This is a genomic window from Streptomyces luteolifulvus (genome assembly GCF_008806595.1).
GTDB lineage: Bacteria > Actinomycetota > Actinomycetes > Streptomycetales > Streptomycetaceae > Streptomyces > Streptomyces luteolifulvus.
The window spans coordinates 1-21,890 of the sequence record NZ_VZRB01000024.1; the positions used below are offsets into that span (position 1 = coordinate 1).

At 68.9% G+C, this 21,890-nt stretch carries 24 protein-coding genes; 12 read left to right on the top strand and 12 right to left on the bottom strand.

Annotation, left to right across the window (positions count from 1 at the left end; genetic code table 11):
• Window positions 1–290: IS200/IS605 family transposase (gene tnpA, locus F7R91_RS28640; RefSeq protein ID WP_225320825.1), on the top strand; the 290-nt coding region annotated here is incomplete at its 5' end.
• A gap of 314 nt (window positions 291–604) precedes the next feature.
• Here tnpA and F7R91_RS28645 read toward each other — a convergent pair.
• Complete coding sequence (locus F7R91_RS28645) at window positions 605–982, bottom strand: SpoIIE family protein phosphatase (protein WP_150953331.1); 378 nt, start codon at window positions 980–982, stop codon at window positions 605–607.
• Here F7R91_RS28645 and F7R91_RS42180 point away from each other — a divergent pair.
• On the top strand, window positions 900–1,187 hold the full coding sequence (locus F7R91_RS42180; RefSeq protein WP_191971668.1) for a hypothetical protein: 288 nt from the start codon (window positions 900–902) through the stop codon (window positions 1,185–1,187). The two genes, F7R91_RS28645 and F7R91_RS42180, sit on opposite strands and share 83 nt — an antisense overlap.
• A gap of 85 nt (window positions 1,188–1,272) precedes the next feature.
• Here F7R91_RS42180 and F7R91_RS28655 read toward each other — a convergent pair whose 3' ends face one another.
• From F7R91_RS28655 to F7R91_RS28665, 3 genes are all read right to left on the bottom strand, one after another.
• Window positions 1,273–1,488 (bottom strand): hypothetical protein, encoded by a 216-nt coding sequence (locus F7R91_RS28655; protein WP_150953088.1) that lies wholly within the window; start codon window positions 1,486–1,488, stop codon window positions 1,273–1,275.
• A gap of 9 nt (window positions 1,489–1,497) precedes the next feature.
• Entirely contained in the window at window positions 1,498–2,352 is an 855-nt protein-coding gene (locus F7R91_RS28660) for an enoyl-CoA hydratase/isomerase family protein (protein WP_150953091.1), read from the bottom strand.
• A gap of 129 nt (window positions 2,353–2,481) precedes the next feature.
• Window positions 2,482–3,087 (bottom strand): TetR/AcrR family transcriptional regulator, encoded by a 606-nt coding sequence (locus F7R91_RS28665; protein WP_150953094.1) that lies wholly within the window; start codon window positions 3,085–3,087, stop codon window positions 2,482–2,484.
• 500 nt (window positions 3,088–3,587) lie between these two features.
• Between F7R91_RS28665 and F7R91_RS28670 the strand changes: the two genes are divergently transcribed.
• From F7R91_RS28670 to F7R91_RS28685, 4 genes are all read left to right on the top strand, one after another.
• Complete coding sequence (locus tag F7R91_RS28670; RefSeq protein WP_150953096.1) at window positions 3,588–4,028, top strand: response regulator; 441 nt, start codon at window positions 3,588–3,590, stop codon at window positions 4,026–4,028.
• Window positions 4,025–4,903: an SMP-30/gluconolactonase/LRE family protein gene (locus F7R91_RS28675; RefSeq protein ID WP_150953099.1), complete on the top strand. Its 879-nt coding sequence runs from the start codon at window positions 4,025–4,027 to the stop codon at window positions 4,901–4,903. The genes F7R91_RS28670 and F7R91_RS28675 overlap by 4 nt, the downstream gene beginning before the upstream one ends.
• Before the next feature lie 65 nt (window positions 4,904–4,968).
• The gene (gene hisD, locus F7R91_RS28680) at window positions 4,969–6,291 is read left to right on the top strand and encodes a histidinol dehydrogenase (RefSeq protein WP_150953102.1); all 1,323 of its coding nucleotides are present in this window, start codon (window positions 4,969–4,971) and stop codon (window positions 6,289–6,291) included.
• On the top strand, window positions 6,288–7,058 hold the full coding sequence (locus F7R91_RS28685) for an SDR family NAD(P)-dependent oxidoreductase (protein ID WP_150953105.1): 771 nt from the start codon (window positions 6,288–6,290) through the stop codon (window positions 7,056–7,058). The genes hisD and F7R91_RS28685 overlap by 4 nt, the downstream gene beginning before the upstream one ends.
• 26 nt (window positions 7,059–7,084) lie before the next feature.
• On the opposite strand, the gene F7R91_RS28690 is transcribed toward F7R91_RS28685, so the two are convergent.
• On the bottom strand, window positions 7,085–7,756 hold the full coding sequence (locus tag F7R91_RS28690) for a response regulator (RefSeq protein WP_150953108.1): 672 nt from the start codon (window positions 7,754–7,756) through the stop codon (window positions 7,085–7,087).
• Window positions 7,753–9,279: a sensor histidine kinase gene (locus tag F7R91_RS28695; protein ID WP_191971669.1), complete on the bottom strand. Its 1,527-nt coding sequence runs from the start codon at window positions 9,277–9,279 to the stop codon at window positions 7,753–7,755. The genes F7R91_RS28690 and F7R91_RS28695 overlap by 4 nt, the downstream gene beginning before the upstream one ends.
• Window positions 9,280–9,553: 274 nt before the next feature.
• On the opposite strand from F7R91_RS28695, the gene F7R91_RS28700 reads away from it, so the two are divergent.
• The 4 genes from F7R91_RS28700 to F7R91_RS28715 all read left to right on the top strand — a co-directional run bounded on the left by F7R91_RS28700 (window position 9,554) and on the right by F7R91_RS28715 (window position 14,584).
• On the top strand, window positions 9,554–10,348 hold the full coding sequence (locus tag F7R91_RS28700) for a fumarylacetoacetate hydrolase family protein (protein ID WP_331000640.1): 795 nt from the start codon (window positions 9,554–9,556) through the stop codon (window positions 10,346–10,348).
• A complete protein-coding gene (locus F7R91_RS28705; protein WP_150953117.1) occupies window positions 10,348–12,078 on the top strand; it encodes a bifunctional 3-(3-hydroxy-phenyl)propionate/3-hydroxycinnamic acid hydroxylase in 1,731 nt (576 codons plus the stop codon). Before F7R91_RS28700 ends, F7R91_RS28705 begins: the two co-directional genes overlap by 1 nt.
• Window positions 12,079–12,130: 52 nt before the next feature.
• Window positions 12,131–13,093: a VOC family protein gene (locus tag F7R91_RS28710; protein ID WP_150953119.1), complete on the top strand. Its 963-nt coding sequence runs from the start codon at window positions 12,131–12,133 to the stop codon at window positions 13,091–13,093.
• Window positions 13,094–13,312: 219 nt separating this feature from the next.
• Window positions 13,313–14,584, top strand: coding sequence for an MFS transporter (locus F7R91_RS28715; protein ID WP_150953122.1), 1,272 nt, complete (start codon window positions 13,313–13,315; stop codon window positions 14,582–14,584).
• Between the two features lie 95 nt (window positions 14,585–14,679).
• Here the strand turns inward: F7R91_RS28715 and F7R91_RS28720 are convergent, their stop codons facing one another.
• The 5 genes from F7R91_RS28720 to F7R91_RS28740 all read right to left on the bottom strand — a co-directional run bounded on the left by F7R91_RS28720 (window position 14,680) and on the right by F7R91_RS28740 (window position 19,207).
• Window positions 14,680–15,306, bottom strand: coding sequence for a hypothetical protein (locus tag F7R91_RS28720; protein ID WP_150953125.1), 627 nt, complete (start codon window positions 15,304–15,306; stop codon window positions 14,680–14,682).
• Between the two features lie 122 nt (window positions 15,307–15,428).
• Window positions 15,429–16,328: an SDR family oxidoreductase gene (locus F7R91_RS28725; protein WP_150953128.1), complete on the bottom strand. Its 900-nt coding sequence runs from the start codon at window positions 16,326–16,328 to the stop codon at window positions 15,429–15,431.
• A gap of 80 nt (window positions 16,329–16,408) precedes the next feature.
• Window positions 16,409–17,146: an SDR family oxidoreductase gene (locus F7R91_RS28730; protein ID WP_150953132.1), complete on the bottom strand. Its 738-nt coding sequence runs from the start codon at window positions 17,144–17,146 to the stop codon at window positions 16,409–16,411.
• Between the two features lie 90 nt (window positions 17,147–17,236).
• Complete coding sequence (locus tag F7R91_RS28735) at window positions 17,237–17,956, bottom strand: TetR/AcrR family transcriptional regulator (protein ID WP_150953135.1); 720 nt, start codon at window positions 17,954–17,956, stop codon at window positions 17,237–17,239.
• A gap of 516 nt (window positions 17,957–18,472) precedes the next feature.
• Window positions 18,473–19,207 (bottom strand): TetR/AcrR family transcriptional regulator, encoded by a 735-nt coding sequence (locus F7R91_RS28740; RefSeq protein WP_150953138.1) that lies wholly within the window; start codon window positions 19,205–19,207, stop codon window positions 18,473–18,475.
• 92 nt (window positions 19,208–19,299) lie between these two features.
• On the opposite strand from F7R91_RS28740, the gene F7R91_RS28745 reads away from it, so the two are divergent.
• On the top strand, window positions 19,300–20,334 hold the full coding sequence (locus F7R91_RS28745) for an amidohydrolase family protein (protein WP_150953141.1): 1,035 nt from the start codon (window positions 19,300–19,302) through the stop codon (window positions 20,332–20,334).
• 137 nt (window positions 20,335–20,471) lie between these two features.
• On the opposite strand, the gene F7R91_RS28750 is transcribed toward F7R91_RS28745, so the two are convergent.
• Window positions 20,472–21,176 (bottom strand): GntR family transcriptional regulator, encoded by a 705-nt coding sequence (locus F7R91_RS28750; RefSeq protein WP_150953143.1) that lies wholly within the window; start codon window positions 21,174–21,176, stop codon window positions 20,472–20,474.
• Window positions 21,177–21,342: 166 nt separating this feature from the next.
• On the opposite strand from F7R91_RS28750, the gene F7R91_RS28755 reads away from it, so the two are divergent.
• Window positions 21,343–21,882, top strand: coding sequence for a YbhB/YbcL family Raf kinase inhibitor-like protein (locus tag F7R91_RS28755; RefSeq protein WP_150953146.1), 540 nt, complete (start codon window positions 21,343–21,345; stop codon window positions 21,880–21,882).
• The last annotated feature ends 8 nt before the right edge of the window (window positions 21,883–21,890 follow it).

The window sequence follows — 21,890 nt, forward strand, 5'->3', positions numbered from 1 at the left end:
TCCTTCGGCGCTGCGAAGAGGTCATGCGCGACGTGTGCACCGACTTCGGCGCGGAGCTGCGGGAGTTCAACGGCGAACGCGATCACGTCCACCTGCTCGTGCACTACCCGCCCAAGGTCGCCATCTCGGGTGTCTCCGCCCAGCGCCTGCGGCAGGAGTTCCCCGGCCACATCCGCAAGTACCTGTGGGGTGACCACTTCTGGTCGCCGTCCCACTTCGCCGCATCCTGCGGGGGCGCCCCGCTCGCCGTCATCAAGGAGAACATCGAGAACCAGAAACGTCCCGGCTGAGGTCAACAGCGCAGACCAGTGCACCCGCGCAGGTCAGAGCAGCGTTAAGAAGCGCTTCCTCCCGGGCGTGAACGCCCGGGGTTCCGCGCTAGATCACGCTGAAGAGGAACACACGGTCCCGCTAAGGAGCGGGCGACTCGCGGTGAACGGAGCACACCGCCGGTCGGCCCGCTCGTTGCGCATGCTCAGACACTGTCACAGCAGAGCGAGTTCGTCTTCCTTCGGGACAAGGGACTGCTCCGCCCAGATGGTTGACGCCGTCCGAGCAAACGCGTTCCCCAGCCCGATCAGCGAGAACTGCAAAGCGTTCGATCTCACCGCTGCAGCTGTTTGGCGACCACAGTACGCATGCGCGCGACCTGCCGGGGATCACCACTGATGTCCCAAGTGGCGTAGGCATCGGGACTCAGGGCGCGGGTGCGGGCGAGCAGCAGCGCGGCGTCGGCCGCGTGTGGACTTGAAGGGCGGCCTCCCAGCCCCGGTGGCGGACCGACCGGCAGTTCCGCGAGTTCCGCCGTACCGGACGGCGGAAGGACGATGGGCGGTATGTGCCCGGCGTTGGAGAAGGTGCACCGCCGGGAAACCGGGTCGTAGACCGCGTACAGGCACGTGGCCCTCGTCGGCCGCGTCGCTGCGGTGCGGGATGAGCAGGACTGCCCGCCCGGCCACCTTCGCCGATACCGGAGCGACAGCCCCGGCGTCGGCCCGGGCCTGCTCGGCCAGGCGGTTCAGCACCCGCTCCGCGATCGCCAGTTCATCCCGCTCGGCCTGGACCTCCTGGAGTTGCTTGGCCAACTCCTCGGCGAGGGCGTCCAGTTCGCTCCGGCGGGCGGTGATCCACTGCCGCTCCTGCATCCCCGCGCCCTCCCGCGTTCTCACGGCGTGCCGACCTGCTGACGGATCGTAGGCGGGGACCGGTCGTGGGCGCAGCCGAACCCGGCATCCCGCCGGAGCCGGACCTGCCCGATGATCTACGCCATCGTCAAGGCCGCCGACCGGCACGAGTACCCAACTCGCCATTCACACCGGACCCGTGACCTGCGACGTCACGATGCACACCACTCATTGCGTCCGGGTTGTCCGGCGCCTCAGCGGCCGGCCCGGCGTAGGCGATCATCGGCCCGTCGGTGAGCACCACCGCGTCACGGACGGGATCATCCCGACCGGGGATCATGATCTGGGCCTCGATCCGCTGCATGGCGCGCCGTCACCAGATCTTGCGGGCGCCGGCGTCGGCGATCAGGCTTCGCATGGGGACGAGCTCCTTGGACGCGATGGTGCCGAGCATCTGCTGTGACATGTGGAAGCCGAAGTCGTCGGCGACGAGCTTCTTCCACGGCCGCGAAAGGATGTTGTGGGTCGCCCAGCGTGCGAAGCGGGGGCGCTTCATGATGAACTCGGCGAGCTCCCATGCGCGGTCGAGGAGCTGCTCGCGGGGGAGCACGTCGCTGATGATGCCGAGCTCGAGCGCGGTCCTCGCGGGGATCGACTTGCCCCCGTAGATGTAGTATGCGGCTCTCTTTGTCCCCATGAGTGCCTGCAGGGCGAGGGCCTGGCCGTCGCCGGGTGCGCTGCCGGCGAGGAAGTGCGGGTCCATGAAGTCCGCGCTTTCCACGGCGAGGGTGATGTCGCACAGCATGGCGAACTCGGTGTGGATGCCCGGCCCGTTGACCGCCGCGATCGTCGGGATGTCGAGATTGTTGACGAAGCTCTCGATGAGCTTCCAACCGTCGTAGGTCTGCTGGAAGATGTAGTCGGGCTCCTCCTCGACGATCGGCTTCTCCCAGGTCTTGTTGGGGTCGCCCTGGAACCAGGTGTCTCCGGTCGCGGTGATGATGAGGACCTGGTTCCCGGAGTCGTTCCCGACGTCCTGCCAGACGCGGTTCCACGCGTTGTGGGCGGCCCAGTTGTGGATGTAGGGGCCGTCGTTCGTGTGCAGCCGCAGTTCGATGATGCCGTTCTCGCGGCGCATCTTGAAGAAGTCGGCGTACTTCTCGGAGTACTCCTCGAAGGGGACAGGCGGAACGTGACCGGCCCAGGTGTCGCCGTAGTCGCTCGACATGGATTGCCTCCTGTTCGGCGTGGGGAGACTGCGCGACCGGAGCGGAACGTCGCTGAACAGCCCACCTCTTCGCTTAATGAAACAGAATCGTCTCATTAGGTAGGGAGGTGGGTCAATCCCTTTGCGAAGTCAGGGTGCGGGTGCTGTCAGCCCGTGGAGAACGGTATGGGCGATACGTCTGGCAAGCTCCCGAGTGAGTGGGCGACGGTCGCGCATGACCAGCAGATACACGGGTGCAGCCAGCATCGTGTTCAAGAAAGAGGCATCCACAGGGGGCAGTTCGCCCGATTCCACGGCGGTGTCGATCCGGTGCTGCAACGCCCCGAGCCGGGCCTGGAGGACATCGTTGCTGAGCTGCCGGATGGGATCGTCGGCATCCGCCACGATCGACGCGTTGACGATCGCACGACCGATCGGGGTGGCCAGAGTGTCGCTGATCGAGCACAGGAACTCGACGATGTCCGAACGCACGTCGCCGGTGTCCGGGGCAGACACGGATGACTCCGCGAAGCGCATGAGCGCGTCTTTCAAGAGGTCGTCGCGCTCGGGCCACTTGCGGTAGACGGTCGCACGGCTCGTTCCGGCCAGCTTGGCGACCGCGTCGTACGTCACGGCCGCGACGCCGTGCTGCGCGATCAGTTCTGTGGTCGCGGTCAGTACCTGCTCACTCACGCGAGCCGTCCGCCCACCTGGCCGGGAACGTATCGTAACTCCTGACTCCTCATGCGCTGCCATAAGGGCAAGCCTATGTCCTGGCCGCTTCCCATTCTCTGGACACGTGACGCGTCAGTGGAATCCTGCAGCGGCTGGAGCGCGCCCACCGCGGAGGAGCCGCGGACTGGACGGTCCGGTCCATGCGATGGGGCGTTGTGTGCAGCAGTTGCCCTTACGACCGTGGCCTCAGGCGCCGATCGGGACGTCAGCGCTCCAGGCTCCTTCTGGACCCGTTCCGCCCTTTCCGGATGCATGAGCTCACCCAGGGCTGGGGCGGCCGGTCCCGTGTTGTGCCTGATGCGGCGGAGTCGGCGGATACGCACCTGTCAGGCCCGCAGGGGCGGCCGCCGGGCACGCAGCACCTGATCCAGTCGCACTTCGCACGACAAATGTCCGGCCAGCAGTGTCCGCAACGGCCGGACCACGTGCCGTCAGTAAGACGATCTCTCCACGCCCGCCCCCGACTTGACTGGAGCGGCCTCCTACCGGAGGTGAAGAGTTGAAGCGTCCAGGGGGCAACCGTGAGGACCAGCCGGATCAGCGACGGCAGTGTGACCGCGCTGCTCGTCGTCGACGACGTCCGTGTCCGCGAGGCGATGAAGGACCTGTTGTCCGCGGCAGCCGGCTTCCGGCTGGTCGCGGCGGTCGCCGATCCCGCCGAGGCCGTGGAGCAGGCCGCGCGTCACGCCCCGCACATCGGCATTGTCGATCTGTGGTCCACCGCCGCTCAGGTATCGAGAGGATTGAATGTGGTCACAGCCCTGTGCCAGTGCGGGGTGGCCGTGCTGGCGCTGACCCCGAGGGAGCGGGTCGGCGCACTGGCCCTGGAGGCGGGAGCCGCCGCGTTCGTCGACAAAGGATGTGGACCTGACCAGGTCCTGGAGGCGGCACGCAGCGTTGCCGGTGCCCGCAGCGGCGTGCCGACGGCCCCGCGCGGTGAGATCCGGGCGGACCCGGCGTGAGTGGCGCCCAGCCGGCTCCCGCCCCGGCCCCGCTCCGGCTCAGCGAACGGATCGTCTACCCCGAATCGCCCAGGTGGAGAGACGGCGCGCTGTGGTTCTCCGACGTGCACGACCATGCCGTCAAGCGGACAACCGCCGACGGCTGCGTGCACACAGTCGTCGGCGTGCCCGGGCGTCCGGCCGGGCTGGGCTTCCTGCCCGACGGACGCCTGCTGATCGCCAGCGCCCTCGACCGGTGTCTGTGGACCTGGGACGGGGAGGCCCTGACTCAGGTCGCGGACCTGAGCGGCATGACCCGCGGTTTCCTCAACGACATGGTCGTCGACGGTGCCGGACGGGCGTTCGTCGGTGACACCGGTTTCAACCTCATGGCCGGTGAGGAGCCCCGGCCCGGTCAGGTGATCCTCGCTGCCGAGGTCCCGCGGACGCGCGAATTCCGGACCCGGGTCGTGACCCGCGACGTGGTCTTTCCCAACGGGGCGGCTGTCTCCCCGGACGGCCACACGTACTGGGTGGCCGAGACGGCTGCCCACCGTGTCTCCCGCTTCCGCGTCACCGCTGACGGCGATCTCGTGGACCGGTGCACGTTTGCCGAGCTGCCCGACATGCCCGACGGCCTCTGTCTCGACGAGACGGGTGCCCTGTGGGTGGCCCTCCTGCGGCAAGGGGAGTTCCGGCGGATCGGCGCCGACGGGACCACGACGGACGTCGTGTCCGCAGACGGACGACTGGCCGTGGCGTGCACGCTCGGCGGGCACGACCGGCGCACGCTCTTCCTCTGCTCGGCCGCCACCACCATGGCCGACCTTGCCCGTGGCGTGAGCAACGGGCTGATCCACACCCTCACGGCGGCTTCCGGTGCCGGCTGGCCTTGACCGCCCCCTGGTTCGACGCACTGCGCGTCCGACGCACACCACCCGCACACCGACAAGGAGTTCCCATGCCTCAGATCATCAAGGGCGCGACCTCGCCCAGTGGCGCCCGAGTCACCGACGACCGGGTGAGAGAGACCGTTGCAGGAGTCATCAGCGAGATCCGCACCCGCGGAGACGAGGCGGTGCGCGCCTACTCGGAGAAGTTCGACAACTGGTCGCCGGCCTCCTTCCGGCTCACGAAGGACGGGATACGCAGCATCGTGGCGGGCGTGCCCGAGACGACGCTGGACGACATCCGCACCGTGCAGCGCAACGTGCGCGAGTTCGCCAAGGCGCAGCGCGAGTCGATCGGCGACTTCGAGGTGGAGACCATGCCGGGCGTCTTCCTCGGACAGCGCAACATCCCCGTCAGTGCGGCGGGCGCCTACGTGCCCGGCGGACGGTATCCGCTGGTGGCCTCCGCCCACATGACCATCGTGACCGCGAAGGTCGCCGGTGTGGAGCGCACGGTGGCCTGTACTCCGCCCATCAGGGGTGAGATCCCCGCCGCCACCGTCGCCGCCATGTCCCTGGCGGGCGCAGACGAGATCTACCTGCTCGGCGGTGTGCAGGCGGTGGCCGCCATGGCGGTCGGCACCGAGACCATCGGCCGGGTCGACTTGCTGGCCGGACCTGGCAACGCATACGTGGCCGAGGCCAAGCGCCAGCTCTTCGGCGAGGTGGGCATCGACCTGTTCGCCGGCCCCACAGAGATCCTCGTGGTCGCCGACGAGTACGCCGACCCCTTCGTCGTCGCGGTCGACCTGCTCTCCCAGGCGGAACACGGACCGGACTCGCCCGCCGTGCTCGTCACCACGTCCGAGCAGGTGGCGCGAAAGGCGCTGGAGCACATCGACACGCTGCTGCCCACGATGTCCACCCAGGACTACGCCGGCCCCGCGTGGCGGGACCACGGACAGGTCATCGTGGTCGCCGACCTCGACGAGGCGTACACCGTGGCCGACGGCTTCGCCAGCGAGCACGTGCAGATCCTCACCCGGCAGCCGCGGGAGGCGCTGGAGCGGATGAGCCAGTACGGGGCGCTCTTCCTGGGCGAGGGCACCTGTGTCTCGTACGGCGACAAGGTCATCGGCACCAATCACACCCTGCCCACCCGGGGCGCGGCCCGGTACACCGGCGGTCTGTGGGTAGGCAAGTACCTCAAGACGGTCACCTACCAGGAGGTCGTGAACACCGGCTCCAGCGCGGAGCTGGGCGAGCTGTGCGGGCGCGCCGCACGGGTGGAGTTCTTCGAGGGCCACGCGCGCTCCGGTGACGTTCGGGCGGCGAAGTACGCGGGCGCCGACCTGCCGTGGGCCCCGGAGGTCTACCGGGCCGGGTCGGCATGAGCGTGCTCGAGGGCCGTACGGCCCTGGTGACGGGAGCCGGCAACGGCTTGGGTCGGGCTATCTCGCTCGCCCTGGCCGGCGCCGGGGCGCGGGTGATCCTCACCGGCCGCACGTCCGGCAAGCTGGACCGGGTGGCGCAGGAGATCGGCGAGAAGGGCGGCGCCGCGCGCACGGCGGTCTGCGACACCTCCGATCCGGACGCCGTGGAACGGCTGCGCACGGAACTGGACGACGAACGGATCTGCACGCTGGTCAACAACGCCGGCGTGGCCGGGCCGGTGGCTCCGCTGGTCGACATCGACCCCAAGGACTGGGACGACGTCTTCGCCGTCAACGTGCGGGGGGTCTTCCTCGTCTGCCGGGCGTTCCTGCCGGCCATGATGGCGGCCGGACGCGGTGACGTGATCAACATCGCCTCGGTGACCGGCAAGCGTCCGCTGGCCCGCCGCACCCCCTATGCCGCCTCGAAGACGGCCGTACTCGGACTGACCGCGACTTTGGCCTGTGAGGCCGGTCCGCACGGTGTGTCCGTGAACAGCCTCTCACCGGGGCCGGTGAGGGGGCCGCGCATGGAACGCAACTTCCGTCTGGAAGCGGAGCGGACGGGCACTGATGCCGCTGCCGCGGAGGAGGCCTTCGTGTCGCGTTCCGCCCTGGGCCGGATGGTGGAGGAGGACGAAGTCGCCGCTGCGGTGGTGGCCATGCTGCAGATGCCCGGAATGACGGGCGCGGACGTGGACCTCTCCGCCGGGATGATCGCTCGCTGAGAGGCCCGGCACGACAGGACGCCGGCTCACTGAGCCGGCGTCATGCCCTGGCGAATCGCCCACAGCGCTGCCTGCGTCCTGGATGTCACCCCGATCTTCAGCAGGATGCTGCTGACATGTGTGCGCGCCGTACGCTCGCTGATGGTCAAGGCATCGGCGATGTCCCGGTTGCTGTAGCCGTCGGCGACCAGTACCAGTACCTCTCGCTCACGCTGGCTCAGGGACGACAGGCCGTCGGACACGCCGGTCAGCGTGCGAGTGATCTTTCGTGCCACGGCGGTGTCCAGGTGGGTCTCGCCGGCTGTCGCGGCCCGGATCGCGGTCGCCACTTCGTCGGCCTCGGCGTCCTTGAGGAGGTAGCCGGAGGCCCCGGCGGCCAGCGCGGCACGCACCCGCTCGGTTTCGCTGAAGCTCGTCATCGCGACCACCTCGACGCCTGGGTGGAGCTTCTTGATCGCCTGGATGCCGGACACCCCGTCGAGTCGGGGCATGACCAGGTCCATCAGCACCACGTTCGGCATGACGCCCCGTACCGCTGCTCTGGCGAGGAAGTCGAGTGCGGCCTGAGCGTCGCCTGCCTCTCCGACCACCTCCATGTCGGCCTGCAGGGACAGAAATGCCTTCATCCCCTGCCGCACAACCGCGTGATCGTCCACGACCAGTACCCTGATCGGCTCCGGTCCTGCTTGTCCGCTCATGGCGCCGTCCCTTCCTTCATGCCGTCGTCCGGGGAACGCAGTACTCCGGGAATCGCGGCCCGTACGGTGGTCGGCCGCCCTGGGGAGGAGACCACCGTGAACGTGCCGCCGAGCCGTGTGATCCGCTCGGTCATGGAGACCAGCCCAAGGTGGCCCGGATGCGGTGTGTCCGGGGTGAAGCCCTGGCCGTCGTCGCGTACCTCGATGAGCAGGTCTCGCCCGTCCGTGCCTTCGCACCGGATGTGGACTTCCAGCTGCTGCGCCTCGGCGTGTTTCACGGCGTTGATCATCGCCTCGCTGACCATCCGGAACAGGTCGGTCTCCTGTTCCTGGAGCAACGGCAAGGGGTGCTGAGGACCTTCCACGACGACGGGCAGATGATGCCGGGCCTCGATGGCCGCGGCGTGCCGCCGGACGGCGGAGACCAGTCCCTCTTCATGGAGGGCTTCGGGACGGAGCTGGAAGATCAGCGCCCGCATCTCCGCCAGTGCGCCCTGAACCAGGTCCCGCAGTTCGGCAAGGCCGGCCGTCACCTCCGGCATCGGGGGTGAGGCCTGTTCGGCCAGCATCTGCACCGCACGGCTGCGCAGGGTCATGGAGAACAGGGCCTGGCTCACCGAGTCGTGCAGGTCCCGGGCCAGGCGGTGCCGTTCGTCCAGGGCTGCCTTCGCCTCGAGCTGGACCAGCATCCGCGCGTTGTCGACGGCCACGGCCGCCTGGTCGGCGATGGCCGACAGGAACGCCAGGTCGGAGTCGGAGGGCTGACTGCCTTTGAGATAGAAGCCGTTGAACACCCCGACGGTCGTGCCGCGCACGATGAGTGGCAGCACGGCGATGGTGTGCCAGCTCTGCCGCCGGCTGATCTCGTGCAGTGGTGTGAAACGCTCGTCGGCCAGGGTGAGTTCCCGCCATCCTTCGACCACGACGGGCTTGCCGGTCTCGAAGACCTCCGAGGACAGCAGGGGAGCCCCCAGCTCCCGGCAGGCCTTGAGACGGTCCACGTAGTCGGGCGTGCCCGGGTAGTCACCGCTTGTGCCCACCTGCCGCAGCTCGCCCTGCTCGTCCATGATCAGAAAGGTGCACGCTTCCATGCCCGACGCGTGCCGGACGTCCCGTGCCAGGGAGTCGAGGCCCGTGGTGAGCGACTCGGCGAAGGCGATGCTCGCCGAGGTCCGGCTGAACGCCTTGAGCCGCCGTTCCTGGCGTCGAGCGTCGGTCACATCACGGAACCGGACGATCCGAACGGGCTGCGGAGGCGTCCGTACCACCGCCGGCATGTATTCGATCTCCCGGTCCCCGAGGGTCACGACGGCCGTCACACCAGGTTCCGCGCCGACCATGGGCAGGGGGAAGTCGGCAGCGGGCAGGGCGCGCAGTTCGTCGAGATCACGGCCCAGAATGTGGCAGCCTGCCTGGTTGACATGCTGGAAGTGCTCGCTGTCGGGGCTGAGCACGGCGATTCCGTCGAGTGCGCTCTCCACCAGCTCGACGAGTGCGGCCAAACCCATGTTCTCCAGGGACACGCTCGAAGCGTGCCCCACGTGCCCCCCTTTCGCATAGGGCAAATGTCCTGTCTGCGGTTGCCCCCTCGGCCACCCGATGAGTCCGTGTCCGCGCGTGCGCCGAGCGTCAGCTGTCGGATGTGCGGGGCAGCGGCCAGGCCGGAGACTCGCGTCACGCCAGTGTGACGCCCACGTTGCGCCCACCGGCACTCCCCGCGTTCCCTTCGGCGAAAGGCTTCCCATGCGGTTGGCGAATCTAGGCGGACGGTTGTCCCTCGTACACGGTGACGGTCTGGTGGACATCGAGCGACTCAGCGGCGGGCGCTTCGACCACGATCCGCAGCAGGCCTTCGAGCGCTGGGACGAGTTGACCCGCTGGGCCGCGACGGCCGATCTCGAGGCCGCCGAGGTGCTCCCGTTCCGGCCGGAGGACCTGGGGCCGCCCGTCCCGGCCCCCCGACAGGTGTTCGCCGTCGGACTGAACTACGACGAGCACGCCCGTGAGTCCGGCTTTGTGCGTCCGGCCGCGCCGCTGGTCTTCACCAAGTACCTGTCCTCGCTCACCGGGCCGGTGAGCACCGTGGAGCTGCCCACGGACACCGTCGACTGGGAGGTGGAGCTGGTCGCCGTGATCGGGCGTGAGGCCCGGCACGTCTCTGCCGACGAGAGCTGGTCCTACGTCGCCGGACTCACCGTGGGCCAGGACCTCTCCGAGCGCACCTGCCAGCACGCCGGGCCCGCTCCGCAGTTCAGTCTTGCCAAGTCCTTTCCCGGGTTCTCGCCGACCGGCCCCTTCCTGGTGACGCCGGACGAGCTTGACGATCCCGAGGATCTGGCGCTGAGCTGCGAGGTCGACGGCGTGGTGCTGCAGAAGGGACGCACCGGCCAGATGATCTTCCCGGTGCGTGAGCTGATCGCCTACCTCTCGTCCATCGTGACCCTTCACCCCGGAGACCTGGTCTTCACGGGTACGCCTGCCGGGGTCGGCGCGGGCCGGACCCCGGCGCTCTACCTTCGGCCGGGGCAGACGCTGCACAGTCACATCGCCGGCCTGGGCGACCTCCGGCAGACGTTCACCGGAGGTGCGTGATGCCCACCGGACGGCGATCCCACAACGACGCCGGCACCTCCCTTCCAGCGGACGGCGACACGATCCACGACCTGCTGATCATCGGCGGCGGCTCCGTAGGACTGACCCTGGGGGCGACCTGGGCCATGCTCGGCCGGGACGCCGTTGTCTTCGACCGGCAGCCGAGCCTGTACGGCCTTCCCCGAGTCGGCCACATCGATCACGAGATCATGCGGATGCTCCAGCAGCTGGGCGCCGAAGGACCTACCCTCGAGGACGCCTACGCGACCAAGAGCTACACCTGGATCAACGCCGAGGGCGAGACCCTGCTGGAGTTCCCCTGGGGCGAGGAGGGAATCTCCGGCTGGCACTCGGACTACATGCAGAACTCCGCCATCCTGGAACGCAGCCTGCTCGACCGGATCCTGAGGTCCCAGACCGTTGCGCACATGCCGGGCTGGGAAGTCGTGGACCTGGTCCAGCACGACGACCACGTCGAACTGAGCGCGGAACGCACCCGCACGGTCCCGGGCGAGTCGCGCCCCGTTCTCACCGGTGAGCACCGCCAGTTCCGCGCCCGGTACGTGGTCGCCTGCGACGGTGCCAACAGCCGAACCCGCCAGATGTTGGGCATCGACCGCGACGATCTGGGCTTCAACGAGAAGTGGCTGGTCATCGACGCCCGTATCAAGCGTCCGTTCTCGCTGGCCTTCGACTCCGGCCAGGTATGCGACCCACGTCGGCCGACGACCGTACTGCCGCTGGGCAAGGACCACCGACGGTGGGAGTGGCATCTCCGACCGGATGAGAATCCCGAGGACTTCCTCCGACCCGACAAGGCCTGGGAGCTGCTCGCCCCGTTCGACGTCACCGAGCACGACGTCGAACCGGTCCGGCAGCTCGTGTACACCTTCGAAGCACGGATCGCCCATCGCTGGCGCTCCGGCCGCGTCTTCCTGGCCGGTGACGCCGCCCACACCATGCCGCCCTTCATGGGCCAGGGCATGTGCTCGGGCATGCGGGACGCCCGTAACCTCGCCTGGAAACTCGACCTCGTGCTCTCCGGAGTGGCCGACGAGACGCTCCTTGACACCTACCAGGTCGAGCGCGACCCCCATGTCAGGGACTGGACGGTCATCTCCCTGGAGAGCGGCAGGATTCCCTGCATCATCGACCCGGAAGAGGCCCGCAAACGCGACGAGATGTTCCGCGCCGGCTTCCGCCCGCCCATGCCGGACTTCCCGCAACTGGTCAACGGAATCCTGCACCGCACAGCCGACGGCAGCCCGTTGGCGCCCGCCGGGGAACTCGGGCTCCAAGGACGCGTCCGGATCGCAGACCGGATTGACCTGTTCGACCGCCTGCTGCCCACCACCGGCTTCACGGTGGTCAGCATCACCGACGACCCACGCACCACGCTCGGCCCCCGGCGCACCGCCGCTCTGGAACGCCTCGGCTGCCACTTCTACACGGTGCGCTCAGCCGCCTCCGGCCCGAACCGCAGCTCCGGCACGCCGGGCCGCACCGACATCGTCGACGTCGACGGAACCTACGCGGAGTACTTCCGCACCCGAGGCATCGACGTCGTCATCAACCGGCCGGACTTCTACGTCTTCGGCGGCAGCGACCTGTCCGGCCTGGCAGCGCTCGCCGACGACCTCCTCGACCAGACCACGGCCGTGCGGTCCACCCCTGCAAGCCAGGATGACCGGGTGCCGGTCACGGCGGTCCGGGATGGCGGTCACGTATGAGCACCGACCGGTCCCATCCTGTCCGCCCGCGAACCCCGCAGGGGAGGAACCCGTGCCACTCCACAGGATCGAGCAGCTGACTCTCGGAGTTCCCGACGTCGCCGCTGCCGCCGGCTTCTACGAGGACTTCGGCCTCGTCCGAAGCCACACCACACCCACCGCAAGCCCCGAACCCAGCCTCGTCTTCGGCACCACCGACGGCGGCGACCAGCTCCGCCTCGTGCACAGCGACCGGCGTCGGCTGCTGGAGGCCACGTTCGCCGCCGACGACCCCGACGACCTGGCACGCATCACGCGCCGACTGCAGCACCTGGACTTCCCGGTGCAGGTCACCACGACCGGCATCGGCAAGAACACCCAGTGCCTGGCAGCCGAACCGGCCACCGGCATCAGCGTCCGGATCGTCGTCCGCTCACGCCTGGTGCAACCGCCCGCCCCGGCCCCGCTGTACAACGGCCCCGGTCGCACGGCCCGCATCGCCCGGCGGGCCCCCGCCCTGCTGCGCCCCGATCCGGTCCGGCCGCGTCGACTGGGCCACTTCGTCCTGGGCACGACCGACTTCGACACCACGCGCCAGTTCTTCACCGACGGACTGGAGTTCAAGGTCAGCGACATCGTCAAGGACGTCGGAGTGTTCCTGCGATGCTCCACCGACCACCACAACCTGCTCGTCCAGCGCGCCCCGGTACCCTTCCTGCACCACACCAGCTGGCAGGTCGACGACGTCGACGAGATCGGCCGCGGCGCGATGAGCATGCTGGAGCGGGACCCTGGCCGCCATGTGTGGGGACTGGGCCGCCACTACGCCGGAAGCAACTTCTTCTGGTACCTGAAGGACCCGGCCGGAAACTTCGCCGAGTACCACAGCGACATGGACTGCATCCCTGAAGACGCCCTGTGGACCCCGGAGGAACTCGAAGGGGCACGCGGGCTCTATCAGTGGGGGCCGCCGCCTCCGCCCTCCTTCATCAAGCCCGAAGACCTGGCGGACATGATGATCTCCAGCCACCCGTGAGGCCTCTCGGGCGCTGTCGAGCACCGACCCGACTGCGCCCGCGAGCATTCTTGCCGGGCGTGCGCCGGACGGTCCCTCAGGACCCCTGCTTCCACCGGTCATCGAAATCTCCCGCGCACAAACTCCGGTTCTGCTGCCCGGCCTTTCAACGTCGTCAACACAGGCGCCCGCACACGCCCCCGAGGCCGCCACCTCCTCAGCCCGAATCCGAAGGTCGATATGACACCATCCGCAACGCACACCCAGGCCGGCAGCGAGTCGGTGCGACGCAGCCGCTGGCGGGCACGCACCGTCCTGCTGCTGGGCATGCTTGTCTTCTTCGCCTACGGCTACGACCTGTACGCCCTGCAGACCGTTGCACCGTCGCTGCTGAACCACCCCACCTGGGATGTCACACCAGGCACCTTGGGCACGCTGGCCAGCTTCACCGCGCTGGGCGAGGCGATCGGCGCCTTCGGCGTCGGCCGGATGGGCGACGTCTACGGCCGCAGGACTCCGATCGCGATCTGCGTCGCATGGATCTCGGGCTGCATGCTGGCCGCGGGACTGGTCACCGGCTTGCTGGCCTTCGGAGTCACCCGTTTCCTGCTGGGCATCGGCCTGGGGGCGCTGGCCCCGCTCGTCTGTGCCGTTGTCGTGGACTGGGCCCGGGTGGGGCGGCGTTCGCTGTACTGCGGCATGGCACTGTCGGCCATCCCTCTCGGGGGAGTGGCGGCGGCGAGTGCCGGTCGCGGCTTCCTGCCGGGCATGGAGTTCCAGTGGTTGTTCCTGGTCGGGGTCCTGCCCATCCTGCTGCTGCCGGCCTGCTGGAGTCTGATTCCGGCTGTGGCGCCTGAGGAGGCGTCCCTTCCCGACCGGGCCACGCGCCGGAACACCCAGGTGGTCTCGAACGAGTGGTGGGCCCTGTTCGAGCCCGGCTGGCTGGCGGCGAGCATCCTGTTCTCCCTTGCCTCCTTCATCGGGCTGCTGCTGATCTACGGGGCGAGCTCCTGGCTGCCCTCCCTGATGACCGATGCGGGATACGACGTCGACTCCACCCTCGAACTCGTCCTCGTGTTCAACTGCGGAGCCGTCGCCGGAACGCTGCTGTTCTCCATGCTCGCCGACTGGATCCCCGCGAAGATCTGCGTCGTCTGCCTGTTCCTCTGCGCCATGGTGGCCCTGCGGGCTCTGACCACCGCCGAAGGGCACACCGCGCTCCTGGCCGCGGTTGCCGTGGCCGGCGCGAGCATTCTGGGCGCACAGAACGTCATCAACTCCTACGTGGCCCGTTACTACCCCCATCGGATACGTGGCACCGCCCTCGGATTCACTCTCGGGGTCGGACGCTTCGGCTCCCTCCTCGGTCCCAGCTACCTGACCTTCCTGATCGGCGTGAACTCCGATGCCAAGGCCGGCTTCTACACTCTCGTCACACCGGCGCTGATCGGGGCGGTCGTCGTCTTCCTGGTGCCCCGCGGGCGGCGATCGGAGCGGCTCCGGGCGTCCTGACACGGTTCCGTCCTCCGGCTCATGTGCGGGCGTGACCCCGCCGTCCCTTTCACGTACGCGCGTGACCCACCGTCCGATCCAGCCGGCAGCCTGTTTCAGGCTGCCGGCTCCCGGCTTTCCGCCCCGTACTCGGCCACGTCTCCGTTCCGCCTGTGCTTGAGCGCCCAGGGCGCAAGCAGGGCGACCGCGGTGGGAAGTGACAGGTTCGCGACCATGATGAGCAACTCTTCCCGCCAGGTGTAGCCGGCGGCGAACACACCGAGCAGCGCATTGGCGCCGCACACGAGCGACCACAGAGGAAGGAAGGCGGCGGTCGCGCCCCGGCTCCTCGCCCGGTCCGCGACACCCGGAGCCAGCACCGCGACCAGGAGGGTCACGGCTGCCCAGAGCAGGATGCCGGCCGTAAGCATCACCGGAGTGCGGCCCGTCGTGAGGACGGGACCGCCCTCCCACTCACTCTCGCTCACCCACCACATCACCAGGCTTGCCAGGACCGGCAAGGAGAACATGACCCCGAAGTCGACGATCCGGTCGGCGACTCGGATGCCGGAGGCCATGCCGAGCCCTGCGTTCAGCGCCGACAGGCAGTACCAGAGAGGTACGAACACAGCCACCGAAGCCGCGCCCACCGAGCGGGAGGCGGGTGGTGCGAAGAGGGCCGAGAGCAGGAAAACCGCGATGGACAACAGCATCCCGGCGAGCAGAAGTCGTGGCAGACGCATCAAAGTTCACTTTCGTGCTGTACGACGTGCAGGCCGTGCGCGGCCGGCGCGCAGAGGAGTGGGGGGAGATGGCGTGGGGCGACCGGGAGAGTCCCGGTCGCCCCACGCGGAGACTGTCTGCGTCAACTGTTCGCCCGGCACACCGTGAGCAGATCGGCGAGGCCGACGCGGGTCAGGAACTCGCGCCGGATCCGGTCGGCGACGTCCGAGACTTCTTCGGAACCGTCGTCGATCGGGTCGATGGTGACCCGATACGGGCGCTGCCCGGCCGGCAGCGCGACGATGCGGGTGATCTCGTCGGAGACGAGGGACGCCTCGGCACCTTCCGGGGCCAGCGCGGCGAGCTTCTCACCCACCTGACCGACCAGGCCGGCGTACCTGGTCTCGTACTCCGCTTCGACATCGTGGTCGGACGGACGACCGGAGTGGGTGAAGTGGTTGGTGCCGCTCGTGAACGCACCCGGGACCACGATGGATGTCTCGACTCCCCAGCGGGCCAGTTCGGCCGCGTAGCTGACGGCGAGGGAGTCCATCGCGGCCTTGGCGGCGAAGTACGGTGCCAGGTAGGGCGGGGTGCCGCCCTTGACACTGGTGCTGGACACCCAGAGCACCAGGCCTCGGCCCGCCTGACGCATGCTGGGCAGGGCGGCACGGTTGACGCGCTGCGTCGACAGCACGTTCACGTCGTACAGGTCGGCCAGCTGCTCGGGAGTGAAAGCCTCGGTGGGGCCGGTGACCATGTGGCCGGCGTTGTGGATCAGGACATCGATACGGCCGTGCTCGTCGAGGATCTGGCTGATCGCGGTGTCGACGGACTCCTGCGAGGTGACGTCGAGTTCGATGGAGCGCAGGTCGACATCGTGTTCCTTGCTGTAGACGCAAGCGGCTTCGACCTGTGGGGCGTTGCGGGTCGTGGTCTGGCGCATTCCGGCGTACACGGTGTGCCCGGCGTCCGCGAGAGCGCGGGCGGTGAGGGCGCCGAATCCGCTGGAGGCACCGGTGATGACGACGATGTTGCTCATGACACGTATCTCCTGGGGTTTCTGGACGACCGGGTCCAGCCGACGCAGTTGACAGCTGCGGCCGGTTGCGGGCGTTGCGATCAGGCGATGCCGCCGTTGGCGTAGAGGACCTGACCGTTGATCCACCGGGCCGGGCCGGCGAGAAAGGCCACCGTTTCGGCGATGTCCTGCGGGGTGCCGAGGCGTTCGAGCGGTGCCGCCTTGGACAGGTTGTCGATCGTCTTCTCGTCCTTGCCCTCGAGGAAGAGCGGAGTGGCGGTGGGGCCGGGTGCAACGGCGTTGACGGTGATGTCCTTGCCGCGCAGTTCCCGGGCCAGTACGAGCGTCATGGCCTCGACCGCGCCCTTGCTTGCCACGTAGGCGCCGTAGGCCGGGAACTGCAGGCGGGTGACGGACGTTGAGAAGTTGATGACCGCGCCGCCCCCGCGGACGCGCCGGGCCGCCTGTTGGGAGACGACGAAGGTGCCGCGGATGTTGGTGCGATGCATGCGGTCGAGGTCGTCGAGGTCCAGCGTCGCGATGGGCGAAAGGATCATGATCCCGGCAGTGTTGACCACGACGTCGATGCCGCCGAACTCCCGCTCCACCGCGTCGAACGCGGCGGACATCGCGTGCTCGTCGGCGACGTCACCACCCACCGCCACGGCCCTGCCACCGGACGAGGCGATGGCGGCGACCGTCTCCTCGGCCTTGGCCTTGTTACCTGCGTAGTGCACGCCGACGGCTATGCCGTCCGACGCCAGGCGCTCTGCGACCGCCCTGCCGATGCCGCCGGAGCCGCCGGTGACGAGGGCGACGCGGGTCACGTTGTCGTTCATGATGTGTTCCTTCGGTGAATTCAGGTGGGGGAGTGTGAGGGGGCGCCCTGATGTCGGGCGTGCTTGACCAGCGCCGCGAGCTGAGGCAAGTCAGCTCGTCCGGCCGGAGCCTGCGATCTGGGCCAGCCACTGCTCGAGCAGCGCGGACTCGGCAGGCGTGAAGGGCCGCGGCGTCAACTCGTCCACGAACGACAGCAGCGTCGTGGCTGCTGCCACCCGTGCGTCCTGCGCTGCGGCGTCTGCCGCCTGTGTTGCGGTGTCTGCTGCCGGGGCGAGGAGGATCGCCCGGTGGATCGCATCGCGGACCATGACGGACAGGGCCAGGTCCGGGTACAGCGCGGGACGCGTGATCAGGGCGAGGGCGACACCGGTGTTTGCCGACATGACCATGCGTGCGCCCACATCCGGTGTGACACGCAGGCGCCCCTGCTTGGCGAGCCGCTCGAGGACCTCACGCAGGATGCGCATGGCCTCCTCCGCGGCCTCGGGCTCTGGGCCCAGCGCCGAGGAGAACATCAGCTTGTAGGCGTTGGGGTGTGCCAGCGCGAACGCAGTGTGGCTGTCCCATCCCGCCCGCAGGTCCTGCAACGGGTCCTCGGACTTCTCGGCGGCCCTCTTGCTGCCCAGGTACTGATCCCAGACATGGTCGACCGTGGCTCTGAGCAGCCCGTTCTTGTCGCCGAACAGCCGGTACAGCACGGGCTGCTGGACACCGGCGGCCTCGCTGATCGCGCGAGTCGACACGTCGCCACCGGGGGAGTGTGCGAGCAGCTCCGCCGTCGCCTCGATTAGCGCTGATCTCGTATCCATGTAATCGACGATAACAGTGATCGTAGTCAACGACAACAGGAAGTTGTTATCGATGATTCGTCGGGGTGTGCCGTGGGCCGGCTCGGTGCAGGCCGAGTCGGAGGTCGCCGATGGCTCCCGGCGTTTGGTCAAGGCGAGGGCGTGGACTCCACGGCCTGCCCGCTCCTTCGTCAGCCCGGCAGATCTCGCCCGCCGCGGGTCAGATCGCGGGGCCTCAACCAGCGGTGACGGCAGCGCCCGTGACGTTGCCGGCTCGGTCACTGACGGGGAGCGCGACCGCTTGGGCGACTTGTGCCGGATCGGCACCGAGGCGCGGCGTGGTCGCCTCGCCCATGCCGCACATGACGACAGCCTGGGGGTGTGAAGGGGCCGGCGACACTGCGTTCACGCGGGTGCGGCCGTGCTCAACGCCGCTGAGGGTCAACACGTCGCGGCTCGTCGGCTGCTGACCTGGCGGGTGACGGCTGTGCGCCTGGCCGCCTCGCCCCCAGCGAGAACGCACGAGCCGCCGGCACCTCAACCGTCGGCGGCAAGGCGGTCCAGCCACTCCCTCAGTAGATACTGCTCCGCACCGCTGAGGGTCGTCTGTTCGGGCAGTGCGGCGTGCAAGGCGCGCGCGGCGCCTGCCGGGCCCGCGTCTTGCACGGCCGGCTGCTGGTTGGTGACTGCCGCGACCATGGCCTCCCGCAGAGTGGTCAAGAGGGCCGGGCTGCGCCGGTCCTCGGGCAGGGACAGCCAGGTGAGCACTGCGCCGCGCGCCGTGGCATGGATGATCTGGGCCGCGAGTTCCTCGTCGACCCGGAGCCAGCCGCCGGCGGCGAGACGCCTTACACGGCCCATCAGGATCTCCATGCCGGCCTTGAAGGCAGCCGATGTGGCCCTCGTGGGTTCGCTGTACATCAGTGTGTACAGCGCGGGATTGGCCAGACCGAACTCGACCGCGACGTTCCAGCCGGCTCTGAGGTCCTCAATCGGGTCCCGCGGGTCGGGGTCGACGTGTTTGGTGGCGAGAAACGTGGCGAAGCCGTGCTCGGCCACCGCGTCGAGCAGTCCGTCCTTGTCGCCGAACAGCCGGTAGATGGCCGGCGGCTGCAGGCCTGCGCCCTCAGCGACCGCGCGGGTGGTGACCGCGTCGCGACCCCCGCGCGTCAGCAGGTCGATGGCGGCCTCGATGACCCGCTGCCGGGTCTGTTCGCGACCGACTGCCGCAGCGTCGGCTGCGCTGCTCCCGCTCAGTGGACGTGGTGACATGTACCAATGATACCGCGCGACTGGTTCCGTCGTTAGTATCAGTGATACCTTCTCAATGATTCCATTGGAAACGGATCGTTGAGGAGCATCGCATGTCCGACAGGTTGCGGATCATTGCATTGGAAGAGCACGTCGTCGTGCCCGCGATCATGGAGGCGTGGTCGCGGTCCGGGGTGCCGGAGCTGCCGAATCTGGGGTTCGGCGACAGCCCCGTCGCCCAGCGACTGCGCGACACCGCGGAGATGAGGCTTGCGCACATGGACGACCAGGGAGTCGACGTGGCGGTGCTGTCGATCTCGACACCGGGTGTGCAGAACCTGCCTGATGCGGATGCGGTCGCCGTGGCCCGCGACACCAACGATCAGCTCGCGGAGATTGCGGCCGGCAACCCCGACAGGTTCCGGGCGTTCGCAGCGATCCCGACGCAGTCGCCGTCGGCGGCGGCTGCGGAGCTGGAGCGGGCGGTCACCGAGCTGGGCTTCCCGGGCGCCATGCTCTACGGGCGCACCGGATCCAAGCTCGCCGACGACCCCGACTACGACGAGCTGTACGCCGCTGCGGAGCGGCTGCAGGTCCCCCTCCACTTCCACCCGCAGATGCCTGTGCAGGCGGTGAGGGACGCCTACTACTCGAACATCGGTCCCATCGGGACTGCGCTGGCAGGGCCTGCGATCGGCTGGTACTACGACCTGGGCGTGCAGTACCTGCGGATGATCTTCTCCGGCGTCTTCGACCGGTACCCCGATCTCCAGGTGATCGCCGGACACTGGGGAGAGATTGTGCTCTTCTATCTCGACCACACCGGATTCTTCGCCGACGCCGGTGGCCTGGCTCGCCCGCTCGCCGACTACTTCAAGCAGAACTTCTGGGTCGCCGGCAGCGGCACCGTCAGTCCCCGCTACTTCCGCTGGACAGCCGAAGTCGTGGGGACCGAACGGATGCTGTACTCCACTGACTACCCCTTCACCTACGGGTTCCGCCCCCGTGGCTTCCCCTTCGTGGACACCAGCGCCGGCGTCGCCCGGTCCTTCCTCGAGGACGCCCCCTTCACCGACGAGCAGAAGGCCGACATCGCGCACCGCAACTGGGAACACCTCACGTCCCGCGCCACACACCAGGCCCGGTGATCTGGTGTCCCCAAGATGCTGTCCGTGTTTCACAAGGGGCGTCCGGTCGGGTGGCCGGCCCGCGCCGACTCCCGGCTGCCGGAGGGCTCCGGCGTCGAAACCGACGAGTCGGCACTCACCGGGTCATGGCGAGGCGATCAGGCTTCCTGCGCGGGTTCGTGGTCAGTGCAGCCAGCCAGTCCGGCCGCGGTCAGGGTGAGGTGCCGGGCCAGCACCCCGGCCGCGGTGCCGGCGTCGCGGGCCAGCGCAGCCTCCTCCAGCCGGCGGTGCTCGCCAACGTGGTCCCGGTCGGGGGCGCGGTACGCCGACCAGCGGCGGGCCAGCTCGCTCGCGGTCCACATCCGGTCGAACGTCTCCAGCAGGACAGGGTTGCCGCAACCCTCCAGCAGGGTGCGGTGGAAGACCCGGTGGGCCTCTGACCATGCGCCGCTGTAGTACGCGCCCTGCTCCGGCGCGTATGCCGGGGTCCGGGCCAGACGGTGATGGGCGGCTCGTACCCGGGCCTCCCAGTCGACATCGCCGCGCTCGATGGACATGCGCAGCACGACCGGTTCGATGGTCCGGCGGGCCTCCGCGATCTCCTGCCAACGGCGGTCGGAGAAGGCCGGGACGGCGAAGCCGCGGTTGGGCAGCCGGTCGGCGAGGCCCTCGCCGACCACCCGCACGAGCGCCTCACGCACGACGGCCAGGCTCACGCCCTGTTCCTTGGCCAGGTCCTGTGGCTTGAGGGCGTCGCCGGGCGCGTAGTCCCCGCGCATGATCGCGTCCCGCAGATGTGCGTAAACCTGCTCGGAGAGCATCTGCTTCCCCGACGAGGTCGAGGTGTGAACCGTCTGGGTCATGCCGGCATCATAGACGATCCCGCAAATAATCGATTATTAATGCTATCGTCGATCCAGTGGCCGAGGATGCACGGCGTCGGCGCTACCTGCGCGATGGGACGCTGCGGGCCCTCCGATCGGCCGCATCACCGCCACCCCACAGCACGACATGAAAGGAAACGACGCGATGAGCACCAACGACCCCTTCGCCCGCCTCCCCGAGGCGGCCTCCTTCACCGTCACCAGCACCACCGTCACCGACGGCGCGGCCTGGTCGCCCGAGCAGTTCTCCGGCATCTTCGGCGTCCCCGGCGGCAAGGACGTCTCCCCGCAGCTGTCCTGGAGCGGCGCCCCGGAAGACACCAAGAGCTACGCCGTCACCGTCTACGACCCCGACGCCCCCACAGGGTCCGGGTTCTGGCACTGGGCGGTCGCCGACATCCCCGCCACCGTCACAGAGCTGCCCGAGGGCGCCGGCGACGACACCGGCTCGGGCCTGCCCGAGGGCGCCTTCCAGCTGCCGGGCGACGCCCGCGCAGCCCGCTTCATCGGCGCCGCCCCGCCGGCCGGGCACGGCCCGCACCGCTACTTCATCGTCGTGCACGCCCTCGACGTCGACTCCATCGGCGTTGCAGGCGACGCCACCCCGGCCGTCCTCGGCTTCACCATGGCCAGCCACATCCTTGGCCGCGCGGTCCTGACCGCCACCGCCGAAACCCCCGCCTGACCAACAGC

Excerpts from the sequence above, each read along its gene's own strand:
- F7R91_RS28655 (WP_150953088.1), bottom strand. The coding sequence starts at position 1,488 with ATGCAGCGGATCGAGGCCCAGATCATGATCCCCGGTCGGGATGATCCC.
- F7R91_RS28660 (WP_150953091.1), bottom strand. The coding sequence starts at position 2,352 with ATGTCGAGCGACTACGGCGACACCTGGGCCGGTCACGTTCCGCCTGTC.
- F7R91_RS28665 (WP_150953094.1), bottom strand. The coding sequence starts at position 3,087 with ATGGCAGCGCATGAGGAGTCAGGAGTTACGATACGTTCCCGGCCAGGT.
- hisD (WP_150953102.1), top strand. The coding sequence starts at position 4,969 with ATGCCTCAGATCATCAAGGGCGCGACCTCGCCCAGTGGCGCCCGAGTC.
- F7R91_RS28685 (WP_150953105.1), top strand. The coding sequence starts at position 6,288 with ATGAGCGTGCTCGAGGGCCGTACGGCCCTGGTGACGGGAGCCGGCAAC.
- F7R91_RS28690 (WP_150953108.1), bottom strand. The coding sequence starts at position 7,756 with ATGAGCGGACAAGCAGGACCGGAGCCGATCAGGGTACTGGTCGTGGAC.
- F7R91_RS28705 (WP_150953117.1), top strand. The coding sequence starts at position 10,348 with ATGCCCACCGGACGGCGATCCCACAACGACGCCGGCACCTCCCTTCCA.
- F7R91_RS28715 (WP_150953122.1), top strand. The coding sequence starts at position 13,313 with ATGACACCATCCGCAACGCACACCCAGGCCGGCAGCGAGTCGGTGCGA.
- F7R91_RS28720 (WP_150953125.1), bottom strand. The coding sequence starts at position 15,306 with ATGCGTCTGCCACGACTTCTGCTCGCCGGGATGCTGTTGTCCATCGCG.
- F7R91_RS28725 (WP_150953128.1), bottom strand. The coding sequence starts at position 16,328 with ATGAGCAACATCGTCGTCATCACCGGTGCCTCCAGCGGATTCGGCGCC.
- F7R91_RS28730 (WP_150953132.1), bottom strand. The coding sequence starts at position 17,146 with ATGAACGACAACGTGACCCGCGTCGCCCTCGTCACCGGCGGCTCCGGC.
- F7R91_RS28735 (WP_150953135.1), bottom strand. The coding sequence starts at position 17,956 with ATGGATACGAGATCAGCGCTAATCGAGGCGACGGCGGAGCTGCTCGCA.
- F7R91_RS28740 (WP_150953138.1), bottom strand. The coding sequence starts at position 19,207 with ATGTCACCACGTCCACTGAGCGGGAGCAGCGCAGCCGACGCTGCGGCA.
- F7R91_RS28745 (WP_150953141.1), top strand. The coding sequence starts at position 19,300 with ATGTCCGACAGGTTGCGGATCATTGCATTGGAAGAGCACGTCGTCGTG.
- F7R91_RS28750 (WP_150953143.1), bottom strand. The coding sequence starts at position 21,176 with ATGACCCAGACGGTTCACACCTCGACCTCGTCGGGGAAGCAGATGCTC.
- F7R91_RS28755 (WP_150953146.1), top strand. The coding sequence starts at position 21,343 with ATGAGCACCAACGACCCCTTCGCCCGCCTCCCCGAGGCGGCCTCCTTC.